Annotated in this window: 17 protein-coding genes and 1 pseudogene; 10 read left to right on the forward strand and 8 right to left on the reverse strand. The window is 43.0% G+C overall.

Going from position 1 to position 25,195, the window contains the following annotated elements:
- Positions 1-133: 133 nt before the first annotated feature.
- Together FO442_RS16800 and FO442_RS16805 are read left to right on the forward strand one after the other, a co-directional pair.
- Positions 134-464 (forward strand): annotated as a pseudogene (locus tag FO442_RS16800) (GxxExxY protein).
- Between the two features lie 260 nt (positions 465-724).
- Positions 725-2,200 (forward strand): tail fiber domain-containing protein, encoded by a 1,476-nt coding sequence (locus FO442_RS16805; protein WP_144334380.1) that lies wholly within the window; start codon positions 725-727, stop codon positions 2,198-2,200.
- A gap of 62 nt (positions 2,201-2,262) precedes the next feature.
- Here FO442_RS16805 and FO442_RS16810 read toward each other — a convergent pair whose 3' ends face one another.
- Both FO442_RS16810 and FO442_RS16815 read right to left on the reverse strand, forming a co-directional pair.
- Positions 2,263-5,238 (reverse strand): energy transducer TonB, encoded by a 2,976-nt coding sequence (locus tag FO442_RS16810; protein ID WP_144334381.1) that lies wholly within the window; start codon positions 5,236-5,238, stop codon positions 2,263-2,265.
- A 3-nt stretch (positions 5,239-5,241) separates the two neighbouring features.
- Positions 5,242-5,784, reverse strand: coding sequence for an RNA polymerase sigma factor (locus FO442_RS16815; RefSeq protein WP_144334382.1), 543 nt, complete (start codon positions 5,782-5,784; stop codon positions 5,242-5,244).
- A 283-nt stretch (positions 5,785-6,067) separates the two neighbouring features.
- Here FO442_RS16815 and FO442_RS16820 point away from each other — a divergent pair, with 283 nt between their 5' ends.
- A complete protein-coding gene (locus FO442_RS16820; protein ID WP_144334383.1) occupies positions 6,068-7,315 on the forward strand; it encodes a hypothetical protein in 1,248 nt (415 codons plus the stop codon).
- Here the strand turns inward: FO442_RS16820 and FO442_RS16825 are convergent, their stop codons facing one another.
- On the reverse strand, positions 7,316-7,954 hold the full coding sequence (locus FO442_RS16825) for a DUF1345 domain-containing protein (RefSeq protein WP_144334384.1): 639 nt from the start codon (positions 7,952-7,954) through the stop codon (positions 7,316-7,318).
- Positions 7,955-8,100: 146 nt separating this feature from the next.
- Between FO442_RS16825 and FO442_RS16830 the strand changes: the two genes are divergently transcribed.
- Complete coding sequence (locus tag FO442_RS16830) at positions 8,101-11,253, forward strand: S8 family serine peptidase (protein WP_144334385.1); 3,153 nt, start codon at positions 8,101-8,103, stop codon at positions 11,251-11,253.
- A 331-nt stretch (positions 11,254-11,584) separates the two neighbouring features.
- The gene (locus FO442_RS16835) at positions 11,585-12,256 is read left to right on the forward strand and encodes an OmpA family protein (protein ID WP_144334386.1); all 672 of its coding nucleotides are present in this window, start codon (positions 11,585-11,587) and stop codon (positions 12,254-12,256) included.
- Positions 12,257-12,271: 15 nt separating this feature from the next.
- Here FO442_RS16835 and FO442_RS16840 read toward each other — a convergent pair whose 3' ends face one another.
- Entirely contained in the window at positions 12,272-13,645 is a 1,374-nt protein-coding gene (locus tag FO442_RS16840) for a di-heme oxidoreductase family protein (RefSeq protein WP_144334387.1), read from the reverse strand.
- Positions 13,646-13,647: 2 nt separating this feature from the next.
- A complete protein-coding gene (locus tag FO442_RS16845) occupies positions 13,648-14,829 on the reverse strand; it encodes an imelysin family protein (RefSeq protein WP_186280215.1) in 1,182 nt (393 codons plus the stop codon).
- A 188-nt stretch (positions 14,830-15,017) separates the two neighbouring features.
- On the opposite strand from FO442_RS16845, the gene FO442_RS16850 reads away from it, so the two are divergent.
- From FO442_RS16850 to FO442_RS16870, 5 genes are all read left to right on the forward strand, one after another.
- Positions 15,018-15,806 carry a DUF3108 domain-containing protein gene (locus tag FO442_RS16850; RefSeq protein WP_144334389.1) on the forward strand — a complete coding sequence of 263 codons (789 nt, stop codon included), beginning with the start codon at positions 15,018-15,020 and terminating at the stop codon, positions 15,804-15,806.
- A gap of 133 nt (positions 15,807-15,939) precedes the next feature.
- Entirely contained in the window at positions 15,940-16,890 is a 951-nt protein-coding gene (locus tag FO442_RS16855; protein ID WP_144334390.1) for a tryptophan 2,3-dioxygenase family protein, read from the forward strand.
- 94 nt (positions 16,891-16,984) lie between these two features.
- Positions 16,985-17,827 (forward strand): hypothetical protein, encoded by an 843-nt coding sequence (locus tag FO442_RS16860; RefSeq protein ID WP_144334391.1) that lies wholly within the window; start codon positions 16,985-16,987, stop codon positions 17,825-17,827.
- Positions 17,824-18,480 carry a hexitol phosphatase HxpB gene (hxpB, locus tag FO442_RS16865; RefSeq protein WP_144334392.1) on the forward strand — a complete coding sequence of 219 codons (657 nt, stop codon included), beginning with the start codon at positions 17,824-17,826 and terminating at the stop codon, positions 18,478-18,480. Before FO442_RS16860 ends, hxpB begins: the two co-directional genes overlap by 4 nt.
- Positions 18,481-18,491: 11 nt before the next feature.
- A complete protein-coding gene (locus tag FO442_RS16870) occupies positions 18,492-19,070 on the forward strand; it encodes a DUF3109 family protein (RefSeq protein WP_144334438.1) in 579 nt (192 codons plus the stop codon).
- Positions 19,071-19,193: 123 nt separating this feature from the next.
- Here FO442_RS16870 and FO442_RS16875 read toward each other — a convergent pair whose 3' ends face one another.
- The 3 genes from FO442_RS16875 to FO442_RS16885 all read right to left on the reverse strand — a co-directional run bounded on the left by FO442_RS16875 (position 19,194) and on the right by FO442_RS16885 (position 25,027).
- Positions 19,194-19,898: a hypothetical protein gene (locus FO442_RS16875; RefSeq protein ID WP_144334393.1), complete on the reverse strand. Its 705-nt coding sequence runs from the start codon at positions 19,896-19,898 to the stop codon at positions 19,194-19,196.
- A 227-nt stretch (positions 19,899-20,125) separates the two neighbouring features.
- Positions 20,126-22,981, reverse strand: coding sequence for a PD-(D/E)XK nuclease family protein (locus FO442_RS16880; protein WP_186280217.1), 2,856 nt, complete (start codon positions 22,979-22,981; stop codon positions 20,126-20,128).
- A gap of 24 nt (positions 22,982-23,005) precedes the next feature.
- Positions 23,006-25,027 (reverse strand): ArnT family glycosyltransferase, encoded by a 2,022-nt coding sequence (locus FO442_RS16885; RefSeq protein ID WP_144334395.1) that lies wholly within the window; start codon positions 25,025-25,027, stop codon positions 23,006-23,008.
- Positions 25,028-25,195 lie beyond the last annotated feature (168 nt).

Raw genomic sequence — 25,195 nt, forward strand, 5'->3', positions numbered from 1 at the left:
AGGCGCCTACCGGTCGCCTACATTCTAATAAACGTACTAATTTAAGTTGTTTTCAATGATCTTTTTGATTAACTTAAATAGAATGGAACACTACTTATTGAAAGAAGAATGCTACGAAATTATAGGATTTTGTATGGAAGTTCATTCTGAACTTGGAGCCGGATTTTCTGAAATTGTTTACAAAGATGCTTTGGAGTATGAATTCAAAAAGAATGGGATTCCTTTTGCAAGAGAAGTTCAGTATCGAGTAAAATACAAAGATACCGTTCTTCCCCATGAATTTTTTGCTGATTTCGTTGTTTTTGACACCATCATTGGAGGTAAAAGCAGTATCCGATTTCTGCAAAGAGCATTTTGAACAAACTATTAATTATTTGGCAGTTTCTGGTATGGAGGTTGGAGTACTGGTGAATTTCAGAAAATCTAAGCTTGAGTATAAAAGAGTTATTTTATCAGAACGATAATCTTTAAACCTCCAACAGCGAGACCCGTAGGCTCGCTTTCTATTTGCGCATTTGCGGGAAAAAGTCTTTAAGGATGTGACACATCCCCAAGATTAATACTCATAAACTAAAAAATCTTGCGTTTTCTGCCTTTATACATAAAGAAATAAAACACATAACAACCTGTTTTTCAATTAATAACATTTATTTTTTAACATAAAAAACTTGCAGGAGTCAATGCTTTCCTCGTAACTTTTCACCTCATATAAACACTATTCATTATGAGAACTCAATTTTATCAACTGGGGGCTGCGGCACTCATGGCTACCGGCCTGATCCTGGGTAGCAACTCACAAGCACAATTAGTCAATTTTCCAACCGGCAGTCTCTGCACATCTGGTAACGACTGGATTATTGACGGGACCAACGGCTCCGATAACCGATTGGGGCATCTTCAAAGCGGAACGTATGGAAATGCCAATGATCAATGGGCAAATATCGGTACGTGTGATATTGCCAGTTTCCCGCCTGCAAACTGTAATTATTATGGTTTCACTTCCAATTGGTCAACCGACAGAGCATTCTTCGGGTTGCGTTTCGATAATCCAAACGAAGCCAATGCGATTATCGCTTTTGGTGATAACGTAGACATGCAACCGGATATCAATCGCCTCATCTTCCAATTTGATTCCTGGATTCCGTCACAAAACCTGGAAATCGGGACGATGTGGGCAAACGGTAATTTCGGATTGCATACGGCTACGCCGACCGCTACTTTGCATGTAGATGCTGCTTTTAAACCACTCGATCCGGGAACCAACTCCAATGTGCGTTTTGAAAACCTGCAAACCGGCAAGGGAAACCTGTTGGTAATCAATCCTTCGAACGGGTATGTTTTCGACAGTAAAATCGGGATGGGTTCCGTGGCTATCAACACTTGCTTTTCCACCAACTTTGTTCCAAAATTCAATAGCGGAAGTTATACCTGTTCTCAAATCTATGACGATGGGGCCTCAGTTGGTATCGGAATGACGGGACCATTTCCGTTTACAGTCACTTTGACGAATAACGTTCAGCCCGGACCATGGACTTCGGTTACTTCCGGGACATTAAAATTGAAAATCAACGGGATCACGATGAGTGACGGTTACCTCATCACTTCCGATGCGCGTTACAAAAAAGACATTACTGCTTTGGAAGGTTCATTGGGGAAACTCTTAAAAATGCGTGGTGTAGCATATAATTGGGATAAAGCACGCAATCCGGATATGGGATTCGGCGACGAAAAACAGCTTGGATTCATTGCACAGGAGGTGGAAAAAGTGCTGCCAGAAATGGTTTACACCATGGAAAACGGGTACAAAGCAGTTAATTATACCGCTTTGATCCCTGTAATGGTAGAGGCGATTAAAGAACAGCAATCCACTATTGCGAAATTGCAGGATGAGTTGACACGCATCAGCGAGATCCAATCCGGAAACCTGGATCCGCTCAGTGCTTCCAGCGCCATGACCATTCGTCCGAATCCAAGCAATGATGTCGTTACGATCGGGTTTACAGGAATTGATCCGACAGTCCAATCATCCGTACTCATTTTTGACATGAACGGTAAATTGATCAAAACCATTGAGTTGACAACGCGCAATATGGACAAACTGGAATTGGCAAAAGGAACGTTGGATCCGGGAATGTACATCGTTTCGTTGATTTCCAACAACAAAGAATTGCACACACAGCGATTGATTATTCAGCAGTAATCTGGTCTTCTGTTTGATGTGAATCGAAATAAATTAGGCGAGCAATTAGGTGCTCGCCTAATTTATTTCGATTGAAAACTGATCGGGAGCGTGTAATTGGACGAAACTTTCTTTCCATTCATCGTTCCCGGTATAAAAGGGGGAAGCTGTTTTACAAGCCGAACTGCTTCTTCATCACATTCCGGGCAATTGGGAATTCCATTTTTCACTGTCACATTGGATACATTTCCTTTTTCATCTACAATGAAACGGATATAGACCTTTCCATCAATATTTTTATCATTCATCCCTTTCGGGAATATGATATTGTCATTGAAGAATTTACGCAATGCTACTGTACCTCCGGGAAAGGAAGGAGACACTTCAGGAGCAGCTAATATGTTTTGATTAAACACTTCTTTTTTATCTATCGGAACTGATTCTCGGCCGGATTGGTTATTCTCTACTGGTTTTTCCTTACTTAAACACGAATAAATCGTCGGCCGGACCGTATTCCGGAATTGCACGTTTTCTCTTCTTTTCTTTTGCACCGTGTAGTTTGCTTTCTCCTTGAAAAGCCAGCCGATTTCCGCTGTGGCCTGCTCCGAATAGACCCCCCGGTTTTTGTTTAATTCTTTCAAGCGCGCTTCAAACTGCTGTGCACTGACCGGTTTAAGTTGGATCGATCCCAGATCTCTTGCTCCCAGTTCCGGTATTTCAAAGAGGTAGAATCCTTTTTCATTCATCCCGAACGCAAGACCTGAATAACCAATAGCGGCGTTTAACGGGTAATTGAGTTTACCATTGACAAAATTCAATCGTTCGTAGCTGTTCAGTTGTTCCGGAAGCAGGTAAAAATACAACTGATCAAAGCTTTCAGGTGTCGCCACACTTGCTACAAAATCCGCATAGCGAATGCTTGCTTTTTTGCCTTTGTCCAAAGTAAAAACGTCCACAGATTTCCGTGATGAAAACAACTCTTTCGTTAAACGGTCAATATTTACAGCAATCGGAAGTTCTTGTTTCGCGGGTACTCCTGACCAGTTTCCGCGCACAGCCCGGTCTCTCGAAACTACCGTTTCGCTGGTAACAGCAAAACCAACTGTTTGTCCCAATTGATTCGAAACATGTGCCAGGTTGAAGTTGGCTTCGGCATCTGCATTTAATTTTGCCCTGACGCCCTGACGAAGCACTTCATTTTCCCGTTCTTCTATCACTTCATCATCCCATTGCTGTTCCTTCTTTAAAGCTGCTTCTACGTTTTTTCTACCGGTTTCACGGAGTGTTTCAATGGCTTTTTCATAAAAAGCATGGAGGTTTTTCTGATGCACATCATCCAATTTCAGAGTTCCCACCCGCTGGTCTGCAAAGCGCTGGAACTGCGGGTAACCAAGTTTTTCAACACGTTGATCCAATTCCCACAAAGGTGTATTCAGGTTCTTGGCATAGATGTCAAACACTTTTTCATTGCAGGTTTCGTGGATTTCCTTCATGCGGTCTTCGAAATCCTGCGTGGCGAGATTGGTGCCGTTGAATTTTTTGTTCCAAATGGCTAAAACTTTAGATGGTGGGATGTGAGTTGACTCTTTCAAATCTATGACTGCGCCATCTAACAGAACTGTAAAGGTTCCCTCAAACGGTGGAAGACAATAGGAATCGATTTTGCAAGTCTGGTACTTATAAGACCCATTCAGAGTAAACGGCTTTTTATTAATCAACCTGATCTTCTGTTTGAATTGAATAGTTCCAACATGATAAGCCAGATCTTCATCTGCTTGCTTGTCATAAACCATTATTGGTTTTGGTTCCGAAGGTTTCCCAAGCAATTCGAAATTCGAACTCGCTTTCAATTTTAAGTTGGTAGGAATTCCGAACGACCCTTTTGGCAAATTAAGCGCATTGATTTCCCATCCACGTTTGATTGTGGCTGTTGCAATCACCTCCGCCTCATTATTTCCCAACTGCTGCACATTAAAGTTCCATTTTACTTTATCTTCCGGGGTTTCAACCTGCATTTGTTTTCCTGCCTGAGTGCTTGGAGGTATCATCATCAAAACAGAAGCTACGTCTCCCTTATCTGGACTTTCTGAAATTCGTTTTGGAGATTCCATTTGGGGCTGACTGTACATTTGTATTTCATCGATTTCGTATGTTGTACTATCCGCTACCAAAATTTCTTCCTCAAAACTCAAATACAAACTATCGCGCTTGGCCTTTTCTTTAAACCACTTCAACTCGTTCAATTTCGCTTCGTAACGCGGCGGGAATAAGTCCATTTTTGCCATGTCTTTCGGTTTGGGTAGACGTTCCAGTTCCACCGGATTTTGCCAATCGATGTTTCCGTTCTTTTGTGGAACTCCGGTAAAGAGTTTCATGTCTTTTTTCAATTCGTCGACCGGGACCTGCACGTAAACTCCTTTGTCGGTCAATTGCAGTTTCTTTCCTTCAGGCGTAAATGCGTTGAGGCTGAACATTCCCTGGGTTTCCAGGAGTTCGTCTCCGGATTTGGTGCTCAATCCGGATTTTACGATATCTGCAGCTGTTTGCGCTTCTTGCCATTGCACGATTGCTTCGCCTTTGTAGGCTTTCCCGTCCAATAAAAAAGATTCATCGGTCAAACTCAGCAACACGCCGCTTTCCGACAAAAACACATCCGATTCTCCGGTGAATTGGAAATATTCCGGATCGATGTTCTCAAATGACAGATCCTTTTCCAATTTCTCCAGTAGGGATTGCTCGATTTGTTGTGGTTTGTCGTTGTTTGTCGCTTCATTTTTCCACGTTACGGCAAAATAAACAGCCGTCGCAATCGCTCCGGCAATCACCAACCCAAGTCCAGTGTTCACCAGCACTTTTTTCAGGTGAAACCATTTCCCGGATTTCTGCACCAGTGTGCGCAATGAATTTCGTTGGATGAGTTCCTGTGTCAGTTGATGCAGTTCAAATTCTTTTTGCAGCTCTGCATTTTGTTTCAATTCTGCCTCAAAAGCCATTTTTCCTTCTGCTGAAAGCTCGTTATTCAAATAACGCTCCATCAATTGGTTCCAATTTGTCTCCATGGTTTAAAATTGATTGGGTTCAACAGTTAACCGGGCCTCCTGAACCAGGTCTTTGGCCTTCTGCATGCAACGGTATTTCTGAGCTTTCGCAACTTTGTCATTGCGAAAATCGAGCTTTTTGGCAATATCCACCATGTTCCAGCCCAAGCCGTAGAACAGGTGCAGCAATTCCCTACATTGTTTCCCGATTTTCGTCAGAGCAGATTCCAATTGCTTGTACTGCAATTCCCTTTCCATCCACGGATCGGAAATGTCTTCCAGGTCGGTTTCCAGGCTTCGAGCACCCTGCTTTTGTTCTTTGCGGGACGCATTGAACCACAATAATTTACAGGTTTGCTTGATGAAATGGATCGGAGCCAGTTGAAACTCAAAATCGGGATCGTTTTTCTTACGCAGGTAGATAATCAATGCCTCCTGGAACAAGTCTTCTGCAGTTAGTGCGTCACAACCGAAGGTTCGCAGCAGGCGTTTGACCTCCGGAAAATGCTTATAGAGAACTGCAAGCTCTTTTTTGATTTCCAAAGGATCATATAGGGGTTTTTCCATCGCTGAATTTATCGGTTGTGTTCAGAAGTTGGAAAGGTAAACAAATCAATAATAAAATTCATTTCATCCGCAGGAAAATCCGTTCGAATTAGCACGGCGTGTGCTTATTCCGTTTTTACTGACTCATATGGGAACATCCTTTCAATCCATCTTCAAAATCACTCATCCAAAACCTCTTTTCGTTTAGTTATATCCACTGACTGAAATCATTTTCAATGGATTGCGGGCAATTGTGTTCGTTTTTCGCAACAGATTTTTACTTTTGCATCAAATTAGACCATCGATGGAACACGCTGACTCTCCAGTCCTACAACAAACTGAAACCATTAAAAAACCCAGAAGTAAATTCAGAAAATGGCTGCGCCGCGGTTATTTTGGCGTGATTCATTTACTGGCATTGTTCGCTATGGCATTGATCGGCGTTGCCTTAGCCGCCAAGTTCAAATGGACAAACGACAGTGGAAATGTGGATTTGAACAGCAGGTATTTCTCCGAGATGGCCGGCAAGTACAACCAGGGGTTCCAGACGGATAGTTTGACTTTTGCAAAACAGGAACGCCAGATGTACCAAAATGTCGGGCTTTTGGCAAAATATTATCCGCACAATGCGAAGATTATTCTGGATGCGTTCCAACGCTCGGGAGATGTCACCATTGCCTTGCGTATGCTGGATGCGGCAAATCTCCGCATGAAAAAACACAAGGGTTACCAGCAGGAATTAAAGCGCATTCAGTCCGAATCCAGCGAAGCTTCCCTTTCTGTTTATCCGTGGGCAAATTACCGTGAATGGAAGGAGTTTTGCCGGGTAGTGAGAGCGGATAGTGCTGCGATCGATTCCGTTTCGCGCATTACCGGTGTGGAGTCGCGCCTGATCGTCATGTGTTTGGTAGGAGAGCAAATCCGCATGTTCAACTCTTCGAGGGAACAATTCAAGAAGTATGTTGTTCCTTATAACCGCTTGATCCTTACAACGAATCGTGGCTACGGCGTAACGGGGATTCTTCAGAATACCGCATTGAAGATCGAGCGAAATTTATATGAAAAATGGAGCCCGTTCTACCCGGGAGATTATTACCAGAAATGTTTGAATGTCAAAGATTCTTTCCCGGAATTGGTGAATGACACGATTGAAGCACACAAACATTTGACCATTCAACGGTTGATGAAAGGCGGAGATCACTTCTATTCCTATTTATATACCGCATTTTTCCTGCGTCAATTCCAGTCTCATTGGGAAAAAGAAGGATACACTTTGGCTTACAGACCCGAAATTCTCGGGACTTTGTACAACCTGGGCTTCCAAAAAAGCAAGCCTAAGAAAAATCCGTCAGTGGGAGGTTCCACTTTCAAAGTCGGTGATAAAGAATACACCTTTGGAGGTTTGTGCTATGAGTTCTATTACAGCGGAGAATTAATGGATTTGTTTCCTTTAACGAGTCAGCCGTTTGTTCCTACCAATGTACTGGAGCGCACGATCGTTTTCCCCGAGCCTGAAGAAGAGGAAATTCCACTGCCACCGGTTGGCGGATAATCAAATGTTGATAATCTCATTGATCGTGATGGCGATCAGGATGGTATTGAAAAAAAACGCAAGCAGGGAATGGGCTAACGACAACCTGCGCAATCCTTTGGATTTGATCACCACATCCGACACCTGGAACGTCATCCCGATAGTGAAGGAATAATAAGCGAAATCAAAATAATCCGGGTGATCTTCTCCGGGAAAATCCAGTCCGCGTGCATGTTTGACGTATTTCTCATCTCCATAATACAAATGTGCATAACGGAATGTAAAGGAAAGATGCAGTACCATCCAGGCCAGTGTGACCGTAGCAATAAAGAAAATTTCGTGAATCGTGCTGTGTTTACTGAAATGAATCGTGTTGTCACTGTTCCAGAAAATAATGGCAATCAGCGCGGTGGAACAGGTCATAACCAATACAATGAATTGCATCCAAACTCCCAGGTCTTCTTCTTTTGCGCGCAACATAATGGATGCCGAAGGAATACGGACCATGGAAATGACACTCTCCAAAATGTATAATCCACCGAAGGTCAGCCACGAGAAAATGATACTTTCCTGAACCGACCATTTTAAGCCGTAAAAAACCGCTCCCACTAAAAAGGAGATTAAAAAAACCACAAGAATTTTAAAGCGGACGATTTTCATATATGAACTATTGACGATTCTAAATTAGTGTTTTTGACGGATTTTCTGCATTCGAAAAAACAGTTGGTTCTTCATTTCCAATCCCCTGAAATTTAATTTGCTATCCGTTTTTTTAATCGTAAATTGCATTCGCTAAACTATTACTTATGAAAAAGCTACTTGCACTATTGGCACTGATCCCGTTAGGTTTATTTGCCCAAACTGCGCATTTAAATTACCAGGACGGAAAAATCTGGTTCAAATTGGACAATACCGTACGGATCTCCCAACCACTCAAGGAAAACCCCGCTAAAATTCCGCTTCAATCCATTCCCGGACTGGAGCAAATTGCTTCCAAATATGGGTTTATTAATCTTTCCAAACCTTTTGCGGCAGCGAAAAATTCGGACATTTTGCAACGTACTTATTTGCTGGAATTTTCATCTATCCAGGATGTTGAAAGATGCATCAAAGAATTGGAAAACCTGAAAGGAATAGAATATGCCGAAAAGGTACCGCTCGATCGGATGTGCTTGACTCCGAACGATCCTTCTTACAGTTCCCAGTGGGGATTATCCAATATCAATGCTCCCGCAGCCTGGAATTATTTTTCCACGGGAAGTAACGTGGTTGTAGCAATTGTTGATGATGCCATTGAACGCACACACGCAGATCTTTCACCCAATTTATGGGTAAATCCCGGTGAAATTGCCGGAAACAATATCGATGACGACAATAACGGGTACATCGACGATATCAACGGGTACGATGTGGCCAGTAATGACAATAATCCCAATCCGCCGAGTGCATCTTTTGATCACGGAACACATGTTTCTGGAATTGTTTCCGCACGATCCAACAACGGTGTCGGCGTGGCTTCCATCGGTTTCAGCTGTAAACTCATGTGTGTAAAATCCACCACAACTGTGGGCCAGGTTACCAACGGATACGACGGAATTGTTTATGCTGCTGTAAGTGGTGCGGATGTGATCAATATGAGTTGGGGAGGACCAAGCTCATCAACCACCGCTCAAAATATCGTAAACTATGCGGCCGGTGAAGGCTGTATCCTGATCGCCGCTGCCGGGAACGACAATGTAAATACGCAATTTTACCCTGCAGCTTACAACAATGTGGTTTCTGTGGCTGCAACAACCAGTACGAATACGAAAGCAAGCTTTTCAAATTACGGAAACTGGATCGACGTGTCCGCTCCCGGAAATAACATTTACAGTACAACCGTCGGGAATACGTACGGAAATAAATCCGGTACTTCGATGGCTTCTCCCATGGTTGCAGGTTTGGCAGGTTTGATGAAATCACTCAATCCAACCATGCCGAACGCAGATTTAATCAATTGTTTGATTTCAACTGCTGCAAATATTGATGCTCAGAACCCTTCCTACATCGGTCAGCTTGGAAGCGGACGGATTGATGCCGCTGCTGCTATGGCTTGTGTGGCTGCTACTCTTAACAATCCGCCGGTTGCGGACTTCAGTGCCAATTTCACGGCAATCAGTGCAGGCGGATCTGTTCTTTTCACCAATTTAAGCACCTACAATCCAACTTCCTGGAGCTGGACTTTCACTGGCGGGACCCCGGCAACTTTCAACGGCCAGAATCCTCCGTCCATTACCTACAATACACCCGGAACTTATAACGTTTCATTGACAGTAACCAATGCGAACGGCACGGACACCGAAACCAAAACAGGATACATTGTAGTAAGTGCCGCCGCCGTTTGTGAGAAAATCAATTTGCCTACACCGGGCGCATGGACTCCTTCCAATTATTACACCGGTGCAACGGTTGGTGCGGACGGCTGGATCAACGGAATGAATGTCTATTTAGACAAACAAAAGGCCATGTACTTTGACGCCTCTGCTTCAGCAAATACGATCCTGAACAACGTTTGGGTCGCTTTCGGATTGGCGTATTCCGCAACACCAAGCAAAATTGTACCGATAAACGTTTATGACGGGACAAGTGGTACTCCGGGAGCGCTGTTGGGAAGTACCAACCTGACAATGGGCCAGATTATGAGCGATGTAAACGGTGGATTCTATACCGAAGCCAGTTTTGTCAATAATCCCATTACTTTACCCGCTTCCAAGAAATTTTTCGTTTCCGTAGGATTAACGAATTTACAATGGACCGCGGGCGTGAAAGATACCTTAAGCATTGTGAGTAATTCTGCCGGACAAACAACACCTTCTGCAATCTGGGAACAGCAATCGGATAATAACTGGTATCAATATACTACTGCGGGATCGTGGAATCTGAGCGCTTCATTATACGTTCACCCGTTCCTGACAAACACTCCGTCTCAGGCAGTCATTACTCCGAGTGCATTGACCATTTGTTCCGGAAACTCCATCAGTTTTGATGCTGCCGGAAGTACTTACCAGGATACTCTGTTGTGGTATTTCCCAGGGGGAACACCAACTGTACTTCCCTCTGCTCCGACGGCTTCCGTAACCTATGCAACACCGGGAACTTACGATGCCATTTTATATACCATCGGAGGCGGATGTTCCTTGTTTGACTCCGCATTCGTTTCGATTACGGTTAATCCGACACCAACCATTAGCGTAAGTGGAAACAATACCATTTGTAACGGAGCAAGTACTGCTTTAACCGCTTCGGGCGCAAGCTCGCTTACCTGGTCTCCGGCTACCGGATTGTCTGCTACAACGGGTAACAACGTAACGGCAAATCCAACTGCAACAACTACTTATGCAATTACCGGTACAAACGGAACGTGCAGCAATTCAACGACCATCACTATCAATGTGGATGATCCAAGTGTCGCTTCCATTGAATTCATTGATAGTACAATCGCCTGTCCGACCTCTGTCACATTTGACGGAAGTAATTCCTCACATGCGGACAGTTTCAGTTGGGCATTCCCGGGCGGAACACCGGCTACGTCGAACAGTTCCTCACCCACTGTTACTTTTGATACGGATGGAATGGCAAGCGTTCAATTAATTACGTCGAATTCCTGCGGAGCAGATACGGTAACATTCCCTATCCAGATCATGACAACTTGTGGCCTTGGCTTGGAAGATTTAAGTATTAATTACCTGGTTACCTACAATCCGGATCAAGGAATGATCCATATCCTGAGCGACCAGGGATTGACGCGGGGAACAGCAATCCAGTTGTACAATGGAGCCGGGCAGTTATTGGTGTCAAACACTTTGATTGATCAAATGAGTTCATACCAAATCCCCGTGTCTACATACGCCTCAGGAATGTACTTCATACGCATTGCCAACGAGGTTCAAGAAACGACTTCCAAAGTGATTAAGAACTAGAATAAATCTCTTTATGAAAAGCCCCGACGACAGATGTCGGGGCTTTTCATTTTATGTTTTTTGCCTCTATCACAAGAGATTATAATTCGGTCTTCAAAAGCTGCGCTTCTCCCAAATCATTTCCGCACTGACGTTTGTCATGATTCGGTCTTCAAAAGCTGCGCTTCTCCCAAATCATTTCCGCACTGACGTTTGTCATGATTCGGTCTTCAAAAGCTGCGCTTCTCCCAAATCATTTCCGCACTGACGTTTGTCATGATTTGGTCTTCAAAAGCTGCGCTTTTTCTTGTTACTTTTTCCAAAACCCGACATTGAGAATAAAAACAATGTTATGAAACTGATATACTCATGCTGTTTTGTATTTCTTTCTTTCGGAATACAGGCACAAGTCGTAAAAGCTCCTGTTAAAGTAAGTGTCAAAGGATTCAACGGGCTACCTTACCCGAACGATAAGGTTCTCTTTGTAGGTCAAAAATCCAAACAAACCCTTTCGGGAGTAACCAACCAGGCCGGGCAGTTCCTTATTCAACTTCCGAGTAATGAGATTTACGATATCCGTATCCAAAGTATCGGAGATGAAATCGAATACAACACGATGGAAATTCCGGCTGTAAAGCCCGGTGAATTTTTCGAAGAAGCGGAATTGGTGATTGAGTATGATCCGGGGACCACTTTTTCGTTTACCAATCTCCAGTTCGAACCGGCAAAAGCAGATTTGAAAGCTGTGAGCTATACCCATTTGAAAAACCTGGTAGAGATCATGAAGCGCAAAAAAGACCTCAAAATCCGCATTGACGGCCATACCGACAGCGATGGAGAAGAAAATGCCAATCAAATCCTGTCTCAAAAAAGAGCAGAATCCGTGAAGAATTACCTCATCAGCCAGGGAATTGATGCAAATCGAATGGTTGCCAAAGGTTTCGGGGAAAGTAATCCGGTAGCAGACAATTCCACACCACAAGGCAAAGCGCAGAACAGACGAACTGAAATACGAGTCTTGTAATTACGATTTTCGCGCTTACAAAGAGCGCAGGTAGGCAAGCAGATATCCGCGCTGAGTAGCCGGAAGTTTCTTGTATTTTTCCCTGCTCTTTTCAGCTTCTCCACCGTGCCATAAAATAGCTTCTTCTATGGATCTTGCTCTTCCGTCGTGGAGCAGATATGTATGTCCATTCACTAACGAGATCATACCTAACCCCCAAAGCGGCTGTGTTCTCCACTCGGAACCCGAAGCCAAATGATCCGGAACGTTATCTGCCAAACCTGGCCCCATATCGTGAAGCAGCAAGTCTGTATAAGGAGTTATTTTTTGGTTTTTCAATGGTGCAATATCACCTCCAAAACCGGTCGTATAATTCATTTTATGACAAGAGATACAGCCAAGCGACTTAAAGTATTGCGCTCCATACTTTACTTCTCCCCTGGTCACATCCCTTCTTTTGGGAACTGCCAAACTTCTTGCATACAAAATGACCGCATTTAAGTCATTGTCCTCTATTTCCGGGGTACCTCCACTCGGTAAACCGGCACAAGCGGGTTGGTTCGCCGTGTAATTTTCATTCGGGAAGTAAGAGCTTGTAATTCCGATATCTCCGTTGAAAGCACCGGCCACCTGGTGCGCAATGCTTCCCACATTTGCTTTCCACCCGAACCGACCGATTACCAGATTTCCGGAAACGGCGTCTGTTACATAATTCGCTACACCGGAAATCCCGTCTCCGTCTGCATCGTTTGGATCGGCATATGCCAAAATATCCGACTCGGAGATCAATTCCAGGAGACCCAATCCGATCATCTGCTGACCTACTCGCGGGGAAATACCGGTCGTCCCCTGCATCGCACCGTAACTTTGTCCGACAACGGTATAAACAGGCCGTCTCAAGGAATAGCTTGTTCCATCGGCATAATACCCGATTTCTTCCACATAGGTAATTCCCATACTTCCTTCCGGAGTTACGGAGTTGTGAGAAAAATCCTGCAATTGTCCACCGTAAATTGCATCCGGAGTATTATCGGAACCCGCTCCCAATCTGAATAAGAACCCGGAATTGGCCTGAGGCATTCCCCGGCCGTCCCTGAAATGGCAAGCCGAACAAGACCGCGCATTGAATAACGGACCAAGTCCATCCCTTGCCGTGGTAGAAGAAGGGGCCTGGACCCAACTTTGATTAAAAAAAGAATTCCCTACATAAAACATCAGTGACTGAGCTGAGGTCAATCCATTGATCTGGTAGGAAAAAGCATAGGAAGTTTGATCTCCCGTGCTGCACGTCCCGGCCAAATCCACCAATGTTGAATCGTCGCTATAAGCAGAAACAATAGCGGTCTCTTCCTTTTTACAGGAAAAAACCACTATCAGTAAAACGATTCCGATCAGGAATAACTGTTTCATTATTAAAAGGTTATTGCGAATACTGCAGCTGCAGCATCTAAATCTGCTTGTTCTTGTTGCAATGAAGTTACCACATCCAATACTTTAGGACGTTCAGCAGGTAAAACGATTGCCTGGTCAAACGGGTGGTACATTGCAGCGATGTATCCCATTGTAGCCGCAAAACGAGCAGTTACTGTTGTGTTTTTTGCAGCATCAATCGTACCAACCAAATCCTCCAAAGAGTATCCGTTTATGTTATTTCCAAAAGGAGAAGCGTAATTTCCCTTGTACAGATTTTCAACAGCCATGGCGTTCAAATAAATATCTCTGTGCGTGTTATCCGAGAAACAAGAATGTTCGTCCTCTTGGTTTTGATTTTCATATGCAACATAAATACGCTCTCCGGCCAATTCATCTCCCGCAAGTACACGCATGGAGTTGAACATTTTTCGCAATGCTGTTTGGTTATCCAATTCCTGGAAGGTGAAGTAATAACTTCCAGCTATTGCCGGATCCCAATCATTTTTTACCTGTGCCAAAGCCGAAACCAATAAATCAACTACTGTTTTCAAATAAGTTGCTCGACGTGCCTGGTTTGCGGCAGTTCCTCCGCCTCCGACCACGTAATCGGTATATGGTCTTTGTCCTGCAGAAGCAGCGCTTAAATCTTGACCCCATAACAGGAATTCAATCGCATGATACCCGGAAGAGATTTTTGTTTCGCCACCGAATTCATTCGCCTGAACGATCGTAGAAGCGTCGATAGCCGGATAATTTGCCACATCATTAATGATTCCCGCATTCGGTTCGCCAACTACATAATCCACATAGTTTTCATCCATTGGCCAAGCATTGATCAGACCTTCAGGTCCGTCATTTGTATTGTCAATCGGCCCGTCAACGAACCGAAAAACTTCCGTTAAGCCATAAATTTCACGTGCATCCAGCCAAGCTTGTTTCGCAGCATCCAGGTTTACTTGGGATGGATTGTCAGCAAAAGTATGACATGCTGTTTGCAAAGTTACTGCTGAGGTATAGGAATCCTTGTACACTGCAAAAGCCATATCGGCGTACGTTTTTTTAATATCCGTCTTTTGCTGCGCATATTGATCCGTCGAGGTTTCATCTTCCTTTTTATCTTTCTTACATGCCGTAAATGTGATTGAAGCAAGTACACATATCCCGAGTGCGGTCTTTTTCATAGGAATTAATTTGGTCACAAAAGTAAGTGCGACATTCATCTACCTCAATACCAGATTTCAGGTATTTTGATTCTTTCTAAAAAAATGTATCTTTTCACTGTAAATGAATTATTTACTAATAAAGGCCGAACCTGTAATCTTTGGCATTTAGTTTGTAGCTGGGTTTCCAACAATAGAATATTTAAGTTATGAAAACACGTTTGATCATTTCATCAGCAGTCCTTTTAGTAGTTGGATTGACGTGCAGCATGCAGGAAGTTGCATTGCCAACTGTTTCAAACAATTCATTCCAGACTGGAGAAAAATTGCGCTACCGCATCACATACGGATTTATCGATGCCGGAGAAGCTGTTCTTGAGGTCAAAGAAACCAGCAAAAAAGGAAACGGAACAAGGGAATTATATCACATCAAAGGAACCGGCCGGACATTGGGAGGATTCAATGCGGTTTATAAGGTAAATGATGTATACGAAAGTTACATTGACAAAAAAGGGATTTTTCCCTGGCAATTTGTTCGGCGCGTTGAAGAAGGCGGATATAAACTTTCCCAGGATTATGCATTCAAGCAAGACAAGCAAAAAGTACATAACGGTGAAAAGGACTTTTCCACCCCATCCGGAATACAGGATATGATTTCCTCCTTTTATTACGCCAGAACCCTGAACTTCAAATCTGCAAAAGTGGGTGATACTTTCGAATTCAAGTGCTTCATGGACGATGAGATCTGGCCTTTGAAAGTGAAATACCTTGGTGATGAAAAAGTTTCCATCCGCAAGGGGAAATTCAACTGTATGAAATTTGCTCCGGTGGTTCAAACAGGACGGGTATTCAAAAAGCAGGATGATTTAAATTTCTGGGTTACAAAAGATGAAAACCGCATTCCGATCCTGGTTAAAGCAAAAATTCCGGTAGGATCCGTTAAATTACACCTGGTTGAATGGTCCGGATTGAAGCATGATTTGGTAAAAGCAAAATAGTAAATCGATTGGCAGGCTAAATATTTAGTCAACAAAATGATGGGAAGGGTAAAATGTTCAAATATTAACGTTTTTGTTCATGATTAATACATTGCTTTCGCATATCTTTGCTACCTAAAATCTGGAAAAAGCTATGGAATTAACTCCTGAAATCTTAGAAAGAATTACTCTTCTTAAAGCGAAGTATGATGCACAAGGTCAGGATTTAGCGGCATACCTCGATAGTTTGCTGTATTCAAGAATGCCAAACTATTGGGATTATGTTCAAGTGGACACCTTGTTGTCCCTTCAAAAAACATATACCGATTTTCCGGATGAAGTTGTTTTTTTGATGTACCATCAGGTAACAGAATTGTATTTCAAACTATGCCTTCACGAATTCCAGCAGATTTCAGATCGCAAGAATCTGGACGCCTCTTTCTTCATAGAACATGTTCAACGAATCAATCGTTATTTTGAAGCTCTGACGAAAAGTTTTGAGATCATGGTTGACGGGATGCAACGCGAACAATTCCTAAAATTCAGATTGGCATTGGCTCCTGCATCCGGTTTCCAGTCGGCACAATACCGAAAAATTGAGATTCATTCTACGGATTTCCTCCAATTAGTCCACAAAGACCACCGTGCAAAATATACCGGGAAAGAACCGATTGCCGAGCTTTTTGAGAATATTTACTGGAAGGAGGGAGCGACCGATATTGAAACAGGTAAGAAAACGCTGACATTGACCCAATTTGAAGATCGCTACAGGGATGAATTTATCCAGATGGGTGAAAAGCTGCGGAATGACAATTTGTGGCAGTGTTATTTGCGTTTGCCTGCAGAGGACCAGGAACTCCCTGAAGTTATTCATGTGTTGAAACAGAATGACGTGAATGTTAACATTAACTGGCCCTTGGTTCATTACAAATCTGCTGTACGCTATTTACAGAAAGACAAAGGTGATATCGCTGCAACAGGTGGAACCAACTGGCAAAAATACCTTCCTCCGCGTTTCCAGAAACGCATTTTCTATCCACAATTGTGGTCTGAAGCTGAAACTGCGGAATGGGGTAAATCCTGGGTAGAAGCTGTTCTGAATTAAAATTCCGAGCTCGGAATATAGGTATATACCGATCTTCCTATTTTGCTACTTCAGTAAACTCCCTTCATTCTAACATTCTTCTTACTTTTGCACCATGCGAAAAGCTGTGCTCATACTGGCAACATTGGTTCTTGTTTCGGCAACGATACAAAAAACGAATCGTCTCCCGAAAGATTTGAAAGAAATATCAGGTTGGGTTTTTGTCAATGACAGCACCCTGATTGCACACAACGACGGTGGAAACGACCCCAAAATTTTCGTGTTGAACCTGGATGGAAGCATTCGTCACAAAATTACGGTTACAAACTCAGAAAATACCGATTGGGAAGACATCACAACCGATCAGAAAGGTCATTTATACCTCGGCGATTTTGGAAATAATAACAACACCCGAACCAATTTAAAAATCCTGAAAGTGAGTTTGAAAAAAGTGCTCGACAACCAGGACGTCGAGGCGAAATTCATCGAGTTCTCTTACCCGGAACAAAAAGATTTCCCTCCGAAATTGTCCGGAAAATACTTTGATTGTGAGGCCATGAGTTTTTACAATGATTCATTGTACCTGTTTACCAAATGCCGGGCAGAACCTTTTGACGGAAAATGTTTTGTGTATGCACTTCCTGCCAAACCGGGAACGTATAAAGCCAAAAAGAAGTATTACATGATCCTGGGAAAACGCGATTGGTTCAGAGATGCAGCTACTTCGGCCGACATCCAAAACAACAAACTATACCTGCTGACTTACAATCGTGTGATCATCCACAGTTTTGAAAACGGAAGAGCAAAATACGAATCCCACCAAACCCTGCTTCCGATTACCCAAAAAGAAGCTATTGCTGTCCATCCGAACGGGAAGATATACGTTGCGGATGAACGCCAGAAAATAGTGGGTGGAGGCAACATGTACATCATTAAACCGACGGAGAAGAAAAAATGAACCTAAGCAATTTTGACGGTGTGATCTATGACATGGACGGCGTTTTGACGGATTCCGAACCATTGTGGAAAATTGCCATGGAAGATGTATTCCGCAGCGTTGGTTGTCCGCTCACCCGGGAAGATTTTCAACGAACTGTCGGATTACGGATCGATGAAGTGACCGCATACTGGTACCATGTTTCTCCCTGGCCTGAGGTAAGCGTAAAAGAGGTAGAGAATGCCATTGTGCAGCGCATGATCGAATTATTGACCGAACGTGCAACTCCATTGCCGGGTGTTGTTGAATCCCTGGAATTTTTTGCCTCAAAAGGCCTGAAAATCGGATTGGCAACTTCTTCTTACGAAGTATTGATTAACTGTATTTTGGACACGCTTCACATCCGCCATTTCTTTCAAACCGTTCATTCTGCCGAATACGAATTATTCGGAAAACCTCATCCGGCAGTCTACCTGACAGCTGCAAAACAGCTAGATCTGGATCCACGACGCTGTTTGGTTATTGAAGATTCTTTAAACGGGATTATTTCCGGTAAAGCTGCACGAATGACTGTTTTTTGCGTTCCCGAAAAAACACACCACCCCGACCCTAGATTGATCCTTGCGGATGCTCAATTCACGAATTTAATTGAACTTGTCAATTCCTTTAAGTAACTTGTCTTATGATCGTAGCGATAGCTGATAAATTGATTTCCACGGAAGTATTCGACCGTAAATTTGTGTGCGACCTGAACGCCTGTAAGGGCGCCTGTTGTGTAGAAGGAGATGGCGGAGCTCCACTTACTTTTGAAGAGGTAGATATCCTGGAAGATATCCTGGATGATGTCGTCCCGTTCATGCGTCCTGAAGGAATTGAAGCCATACAAAAATCCGGGGTTTTTTATGTTGATGCCTGGAATGAACCGGCAACGACTTTAGTGGAGGGAAAGGAATGCGCGTTTGTTTATTTCGATGCTCAGGGTATTACCAAATGTGCCATCGAACAAGCGTATCTATCGGGGAAAACGACCTGGAAAAAACCGATCTCCTGTCATCTTTACCCGATCCGTGTGAAGAAGCTAAGCGAAGGTATTGCATTAAATTACGAAGAATGGGACATCTGCAAACCGGCATGTGCATGTGGAGAAAAACTGGACGTTCCGGTATATAAATTTTTGCGTGAACCGCTGATTCGGGCTTTCGGGGATGAATTTTATGCGGATTTGGAGGGGATCGATGAGGCGCTGAAGAACGAAGCGCGCTAATTTCCTGAACACAAATTAGCTTTGTAAGCAAGTTTACTAACAAGCTTACAGAAGCATGTAACGGATTCATTTACAATTTTTTAGTCTTGAAATTGAAGGTGGTTTAGCAAATTGCTTATCGAATTATTCACTCCAGGCCTCACCCAAAATCCATTTTCGAACCATTTCTTTATTCAAAATGCGGCCAACAACCCGGTAAGCTGATTTGGCGAATGGATTCTCACCGGTCAATTCCTCCGTTTGAACACCAATTTTCGGATCGTAGTAGCTGGCATGAGTAAAGGTCACCTCATCCCCATACTTGTAAACAAAACCCACATGACTATCCAGACCAACCACGAAAAGTCCATCCGTTTGTTTAAGGAAGTACGTTTTCATGCTTTCAGGCGTTTGATTGCTGAAGCGTTTTACTTCGGAAGTCATCCGGGTAATATAATACTCCGAAGCCTGTTGGGCCCATTTGGTTCTCGGAATTTTAAACCCGGCATCGGAAAGCACTGTGGTAATGAAGTAACCACAGGCAATTTTTCCTTTTCGCGGAGTACGTGTTGTTCCATTGAAATCCCATTCGGTTCCGTACCATTGGTCAAAAAAATCGCCGGTAATTTTCTCCAGAAGATAGGACCCCGCTTTTTCCTCTATTTCGCTTCGATCCGATTCATCCGATTCATTGTACGCTTTCTGAAAAACCAGGCGTTGCTTTTCCACAGATGCAATCAGTTCCTCATAAGCAGGTAAATTCAATTTGCCTTTAACTTGAGCTTTATTATCCAAACAGCCTGTTAACAGGAACGAAAGAATACAAAGCGTGGTGAATTTTAGTTGCATGATCCCCAGTTTTAGGATTAAAGTGCAATTTTTGCAAATGTTACAAAAAAGAAGGGTTTTTGTATTGAAATTCGATAATTCGATAGGTTTGTTAGCAAGTTTACTAACATGCTAACCAAATTTGTTTAATCGACTCATTCTCTGTAACATACCTTTTACTTGTAAGTAAGTTTACTAACTTGCTCGAAAAACGCCATTCCGGAATAGTTACGTATTATACTTTTCAATCAATTACAATACGCACAAAACTTCGAATCCTTATTGTGCTCAAACGGAACACTTCGATCCAGCATATCTGTAATGGTTTGCTTTAAAATCCGCTCCAGGAATTCAGGAATGTCCTCTTTACGAATGTCCTCCGGAAGTTTCAGGAAATGCGGGCTTTCTTTGATTGACCGGAATGAAAAAATACCGGCCTGGTCTGTCAAAATCCCCGTTTCTTTATAGTACAGATAACAGTAGATCAACAATTGAAGTACGTGTTTCTGCTGAGAATTCCCTTTTCGCCGGTTCGTTAAAATTGCTTCTTCGTAGCTTTCCTGGTTAGCCGTTTTTTTCAATTCCACTTTATCCTGGCTCACACTTCCCGATTTGTAATCAATAATGCGGTGAATGCCGTCAAACTGGTCTATTCTGTCACAAATACCGGAAAGCCGAACCTCAATCTGTTTGTTCGGATCAAATACATATCCAATCGGGACCACTGTTTCCAATCTTCGCTCCAAACCGAGTATGAACAATGCTTTTTGCGGATTTTCTTTCAAAATGGTCCGGTCTCTTCGAAGGACATTCTGAACCATTTCCTTGGCCACTTCAAAATTGATATGGTTGGTACCCGTTTGCCATGAATTCCGATCTTCCGAAAAATGCAATTCGAAACTTCTGCTCACCAGCAGTGGAACTTCCTTTTCCATTTGAAGCAAATCTTCTTCTGTCACCACTTTCCCGGAGATCTTTCTTCCATTCTCATCAAACCGATCAATAAATGGCGCAAACAGGTTCTCCAATACATAATGAATAATCGTTCCAAGTGTACTGCTCTCAATATCTTCCTCCACCTTATTTTCTTCTCCGAAACGCAACACGTAGCGGTAATAGAAATCCAACGGACAACCCATAAATTTATCCAACATAGAGAAACTGATCCCGCTGCCAAGCACCTCGTATATCCGGTCGATGATCTCTTCTGTTTTTTCAATCGAAGTGGTGCCGACTTTTTCCTTGCTTCCGGCCGTATAGAACGATTTTTGAATCTGTATATTCGAATTGATCTGGGCCAATTCCAGTTCGATCTGTTGAATGTACCTGCTCGGTTCACTCGATCCAACCGATTCCGAAGCACTCGAATAGGTAATCAGCATTTCTTCAGCCTGGTGCAGCAAACGGTAAAAATGGTGTGCAAAAAGTCCCTGTTTCTCACGCGGAGTCGGTAATCCGAAGTACTTTCTTAAATCCATTGGAATAATGGTGTTGATGGCGTTCTGGGGAGGCATTGATCCTTCGTTCAATCCGAAAACAAAGATACGTTTGAAATCCAACCCACGCGTTTCCAATAATCCCATGATCTGCAAGCCTTCTAACGGATTTCCAAAATAAGCAATGGTTTCATTGCTCCAGTTTCCATTGAACAGGTTCCGGAACGAGGAAATACTCATCTGCGGAGATTGAGTACTCATGATATTCTGCAAAACTATGGTCGAATGAGCAAACCGGCGAACGATCGCGCGCTCCAGTTCATTCTTTTCTTCCAGCCACAAATCCAGTTTCTCATTCAGCTGTTGGATCACCTGAATTCCTCTCAGCCAGTCGTTTTTCCAGGGTTCAAAGATCAACCTGTTTAGCTCCGATAACCGCTCACTCAGATCCAGTTTCTTCCGGTCCAAAAAGTGCCAGTTGTGATTGATGATCCGCGATTCGATGTCCTGGATTTCTTTCTTTTCTGCTGCAGAAAGAACCCCTAAAATAAAAGGATGATGGGCAAATTGAATAAAATCCCTGTAATAAATACTTGTATTTCCTCTTCTCAAAAATGATTCCTGCAACCTGAAAATCAGATCTACCCAAGACCGCAAAGATGTTTGCCGCAAAGGCAAACCTACCGTAATATTCGCCTGTCCGATTTCTGCCGGAAGGTGTTTCAAAATGGAACTCAGTAAACTTTCATCGGCTAACAAAACCAGGGTTTCATTCAATTGCCGGGAATTCAATTTTTTCAGTTCACTCCCAACCACCTGAGCCTGTGAGGTAAATTGCGGACATTCCACCACCCGGATGTGCATCTCTTTCGTTCCGAGGTGATTTTCAATAAACGGCAGTGCTTTCAATTCCAGTCTCTTACACAAATCGCGCTGGAACTGGCCTGCTTCATGAATTGCATCATTGAAATAAAATTCATCTGAGTCCATAAGAATAGACGCCCTTCCCATAATGGAAAGCTGTTTCATGATCGAGATCTCAGACTCCGAAAGCGCATTAAATCCCGCAAATACAAACTGTATGTCTTTGTCGTTTGCAAAAGCCAGGTCGATGTTATTTGCCAGGTAGCGATACGCCTTTCCTTTGGTGGTCACCGATTTTGATTTCAATCGTTCCTCCAATGCAAAATAGTAGGGTTTTAACTTATCCCAAAAAGCCATGAACTGAATTTGCCCTTTTGAAAGCTCTTCCGAGTTAAAAGACCAGTTCTCAATTTCACGGATATCCCTTAAGTTTTTGAATAACTGATCAGCCGGAACCAGATACCGGTCTATTTCGTCGAAATCACTCAGCAATGTTTGTCCCCATGCCATAAAGGAATCAAAGGAATTCACCTCAATTTCCACCGGGTCTTTCCGGAACAGTTCGTACAATTCAAAAAGCAAACTGGTTTTATCAAGCACCGGAATCGGGTTGAGATCCTGGATCCACCGATCGATTGTGACAATTTTGGGTGACAGGATCGGTTGCTGGTAAAATTCAAAAAAAGCACGCTGTAAATAGGCAATCATCCGTTCCGAAGGAACAACAATACAGGCGGTCTGAAAACTCAGCGCGCGCTCGTGCATATGACTCACAATCCTGTTTACAAATGTTTCCATATTCATTCCTCCAATGAGGCGGTCCAAGGTCTAGTTCCTGTAAAATGTAAATTCGAAATCATCCAGCAAGACCACGTTCTTACTGGCATTGTGGATGTAGAAACTTAGTTTCTCATTCACTGATGATCTTTTCGGAAGGAACAGAATGAATTCTTTTTCCGTCCATTCATTTGCCTGCGATACAGACGTCAAGTCAATCGTTTGATAGAAAGCCAGTGTGTTTCCAGTAGAATACGCAACAATAATTCCTATTGGACGTTCATTTTTACGCAAGAATTTCCCGTTGATCTTAAGCACTCTTCCCTTTGTATCCGGACCCACTTCTTTTGTAAAGTCCTGTGCAAAACCATAGACTTCGTTCTCAACAACTACTCCAATCTGATTTTTGCTGTCTCGGGAATCTTTCTCAAACGCGAGGCCCGGTGATTTCTTTGAAGACTCAAAATTGAACCGGATCTTTTTATAAGGTGCTTTTACACCCATGAATTCCATGAGTGACTGTGGAATGGTATCCGTCTTCCGCTTGCATAAAATAAGGTTCTCATTCGTTGCAATGGGCTCCACTTTTTCAAGAATTTGCGGATAAATTGCATACACGTCCTCCATGAAGTAAGGTTTCTGAAAAACAACGTAATCCCATTTCCAGTTCAATCCTCTTTCAATATCATCCGGATTATGTCCTACTACAGCAAGGCCAATGCGGTTCATTTGTACAAAAGGAATATTCGGACCGTAGGCATGAATCACCAAAATCGTGTCTTCTCTCGCCACACCGGATTTACTCAGAAACTCATCGGACCCTTCAAAGTTCATCACCGTTCCCGTAAAATGGTCACCCGCCATGAAGAATCTTCTTTGCTGTTGAAAATCGCTCGTTTCCCGGAATGTCAGCATCCCGAAATAGATGACAAATAATGCCATGACAGTTTCCCCGAAATACCACTGAGGTTTTGGAAGGACTGATAAACACAAGGCAACGAAGAATACGATTGGCAGATAGAAGGTGTCCAGGAAATAATAATCGTGGGCGTAGAATTGTTTGGTCATTGCACCCCAGAACAAACATACCCCGATAATCCAAAACAAAAAGATGATCCACCAGGAGGAAAACACCTGGTATGAATTTCTTTCTTTGATAAGTAATGCAATGAATACCAGTACAATCAATAGGAAAAGCAGGAAATAGTGTTTCATAGACAGGTATCCCAACACCATCACTTCCCACATGTGTTCGAGAATACTTTTCATTTCTGCCCAGTTATCGGCAGGCAGTAACTGACTCAGGAAGTCGGAACCGTATGTGTCACGTAAGGTGCTGTTGTAATATTGAGCCGCAAAAATGACCAGGAAAGAAACTCCTACTGCCAACACATTTGGCCAGAACCTGGCCTTCTTTTGAAAGATCCGTATCAATTCGAAGCCCAAAACTGACAGGAAAGGAATGACAAAAGTAAATCGTGCAAGGGCAGCAAACGTAAAAAAGAACAAGGCCCATCTGAACCACTTCGTCTTGCCTCCCTCAAAATAAAGCGCATAGCAGTAAAGTGCTATGATCGTATTCGCAATGCTTGGAATAGTCGGCAAAAACCCGCCCTGGTAAAACGTATAAATCGGAGATGTAATGGCGAAAACAACGACCAAAGCCGCTTTCACTTCGGAACCGCATATTTTCTTTGACAGCAGGTAAAGAAAGAAAAATCCAACGATACTGTAGATCAAAATATAGGTGTGAAAGACCCATGGTTCATTGGTCCCGAAAGCTTTCATAAAGACTGCCGGAACATAATCGTGGATCGGGAATTCAACCGCTGTAATGGTTGAATAGCTCGGATCGGACCAATTTTTAGGAAACTGGTGATTGAGAATGTAATTCTGAGGTTTGAAAAAATTCAGCTCATTCCGAACGAACCCGTTCGCAAGTGCCAAACGATCATTTTGTGCCCAGGTATGAGTATACGCAGGAATCTCATTCAGATGCTTGAACTGGAGGATCACAGTGACCAATGTGATCAATAAAAATGCAATACCGTTTGTTATTTTCCGATTTTTCAAGATCACCAAATTAAATAGAATAATCAATTGATACAAATATCAAACTATTCCTGAGATAAACACCTATCTGCATTTACGGGAAACGGGTTTTCAATCTCAGAAATTGCATCCATCCAATCTCTAAATTATTTGCTGAAAACGAATTTTTATTAACTGAAAGGAAATGTG

The organism is Fluviicola chungangensis, assembly GCF_007558725.1.
Classification (GTDB): domain Bacteria; phylum Bacteroidota; class Bacteroidia; order Flavobacteriales_D; family Crocinitomicaceae; genus Fluviicola; species Fluviicola chungangensis.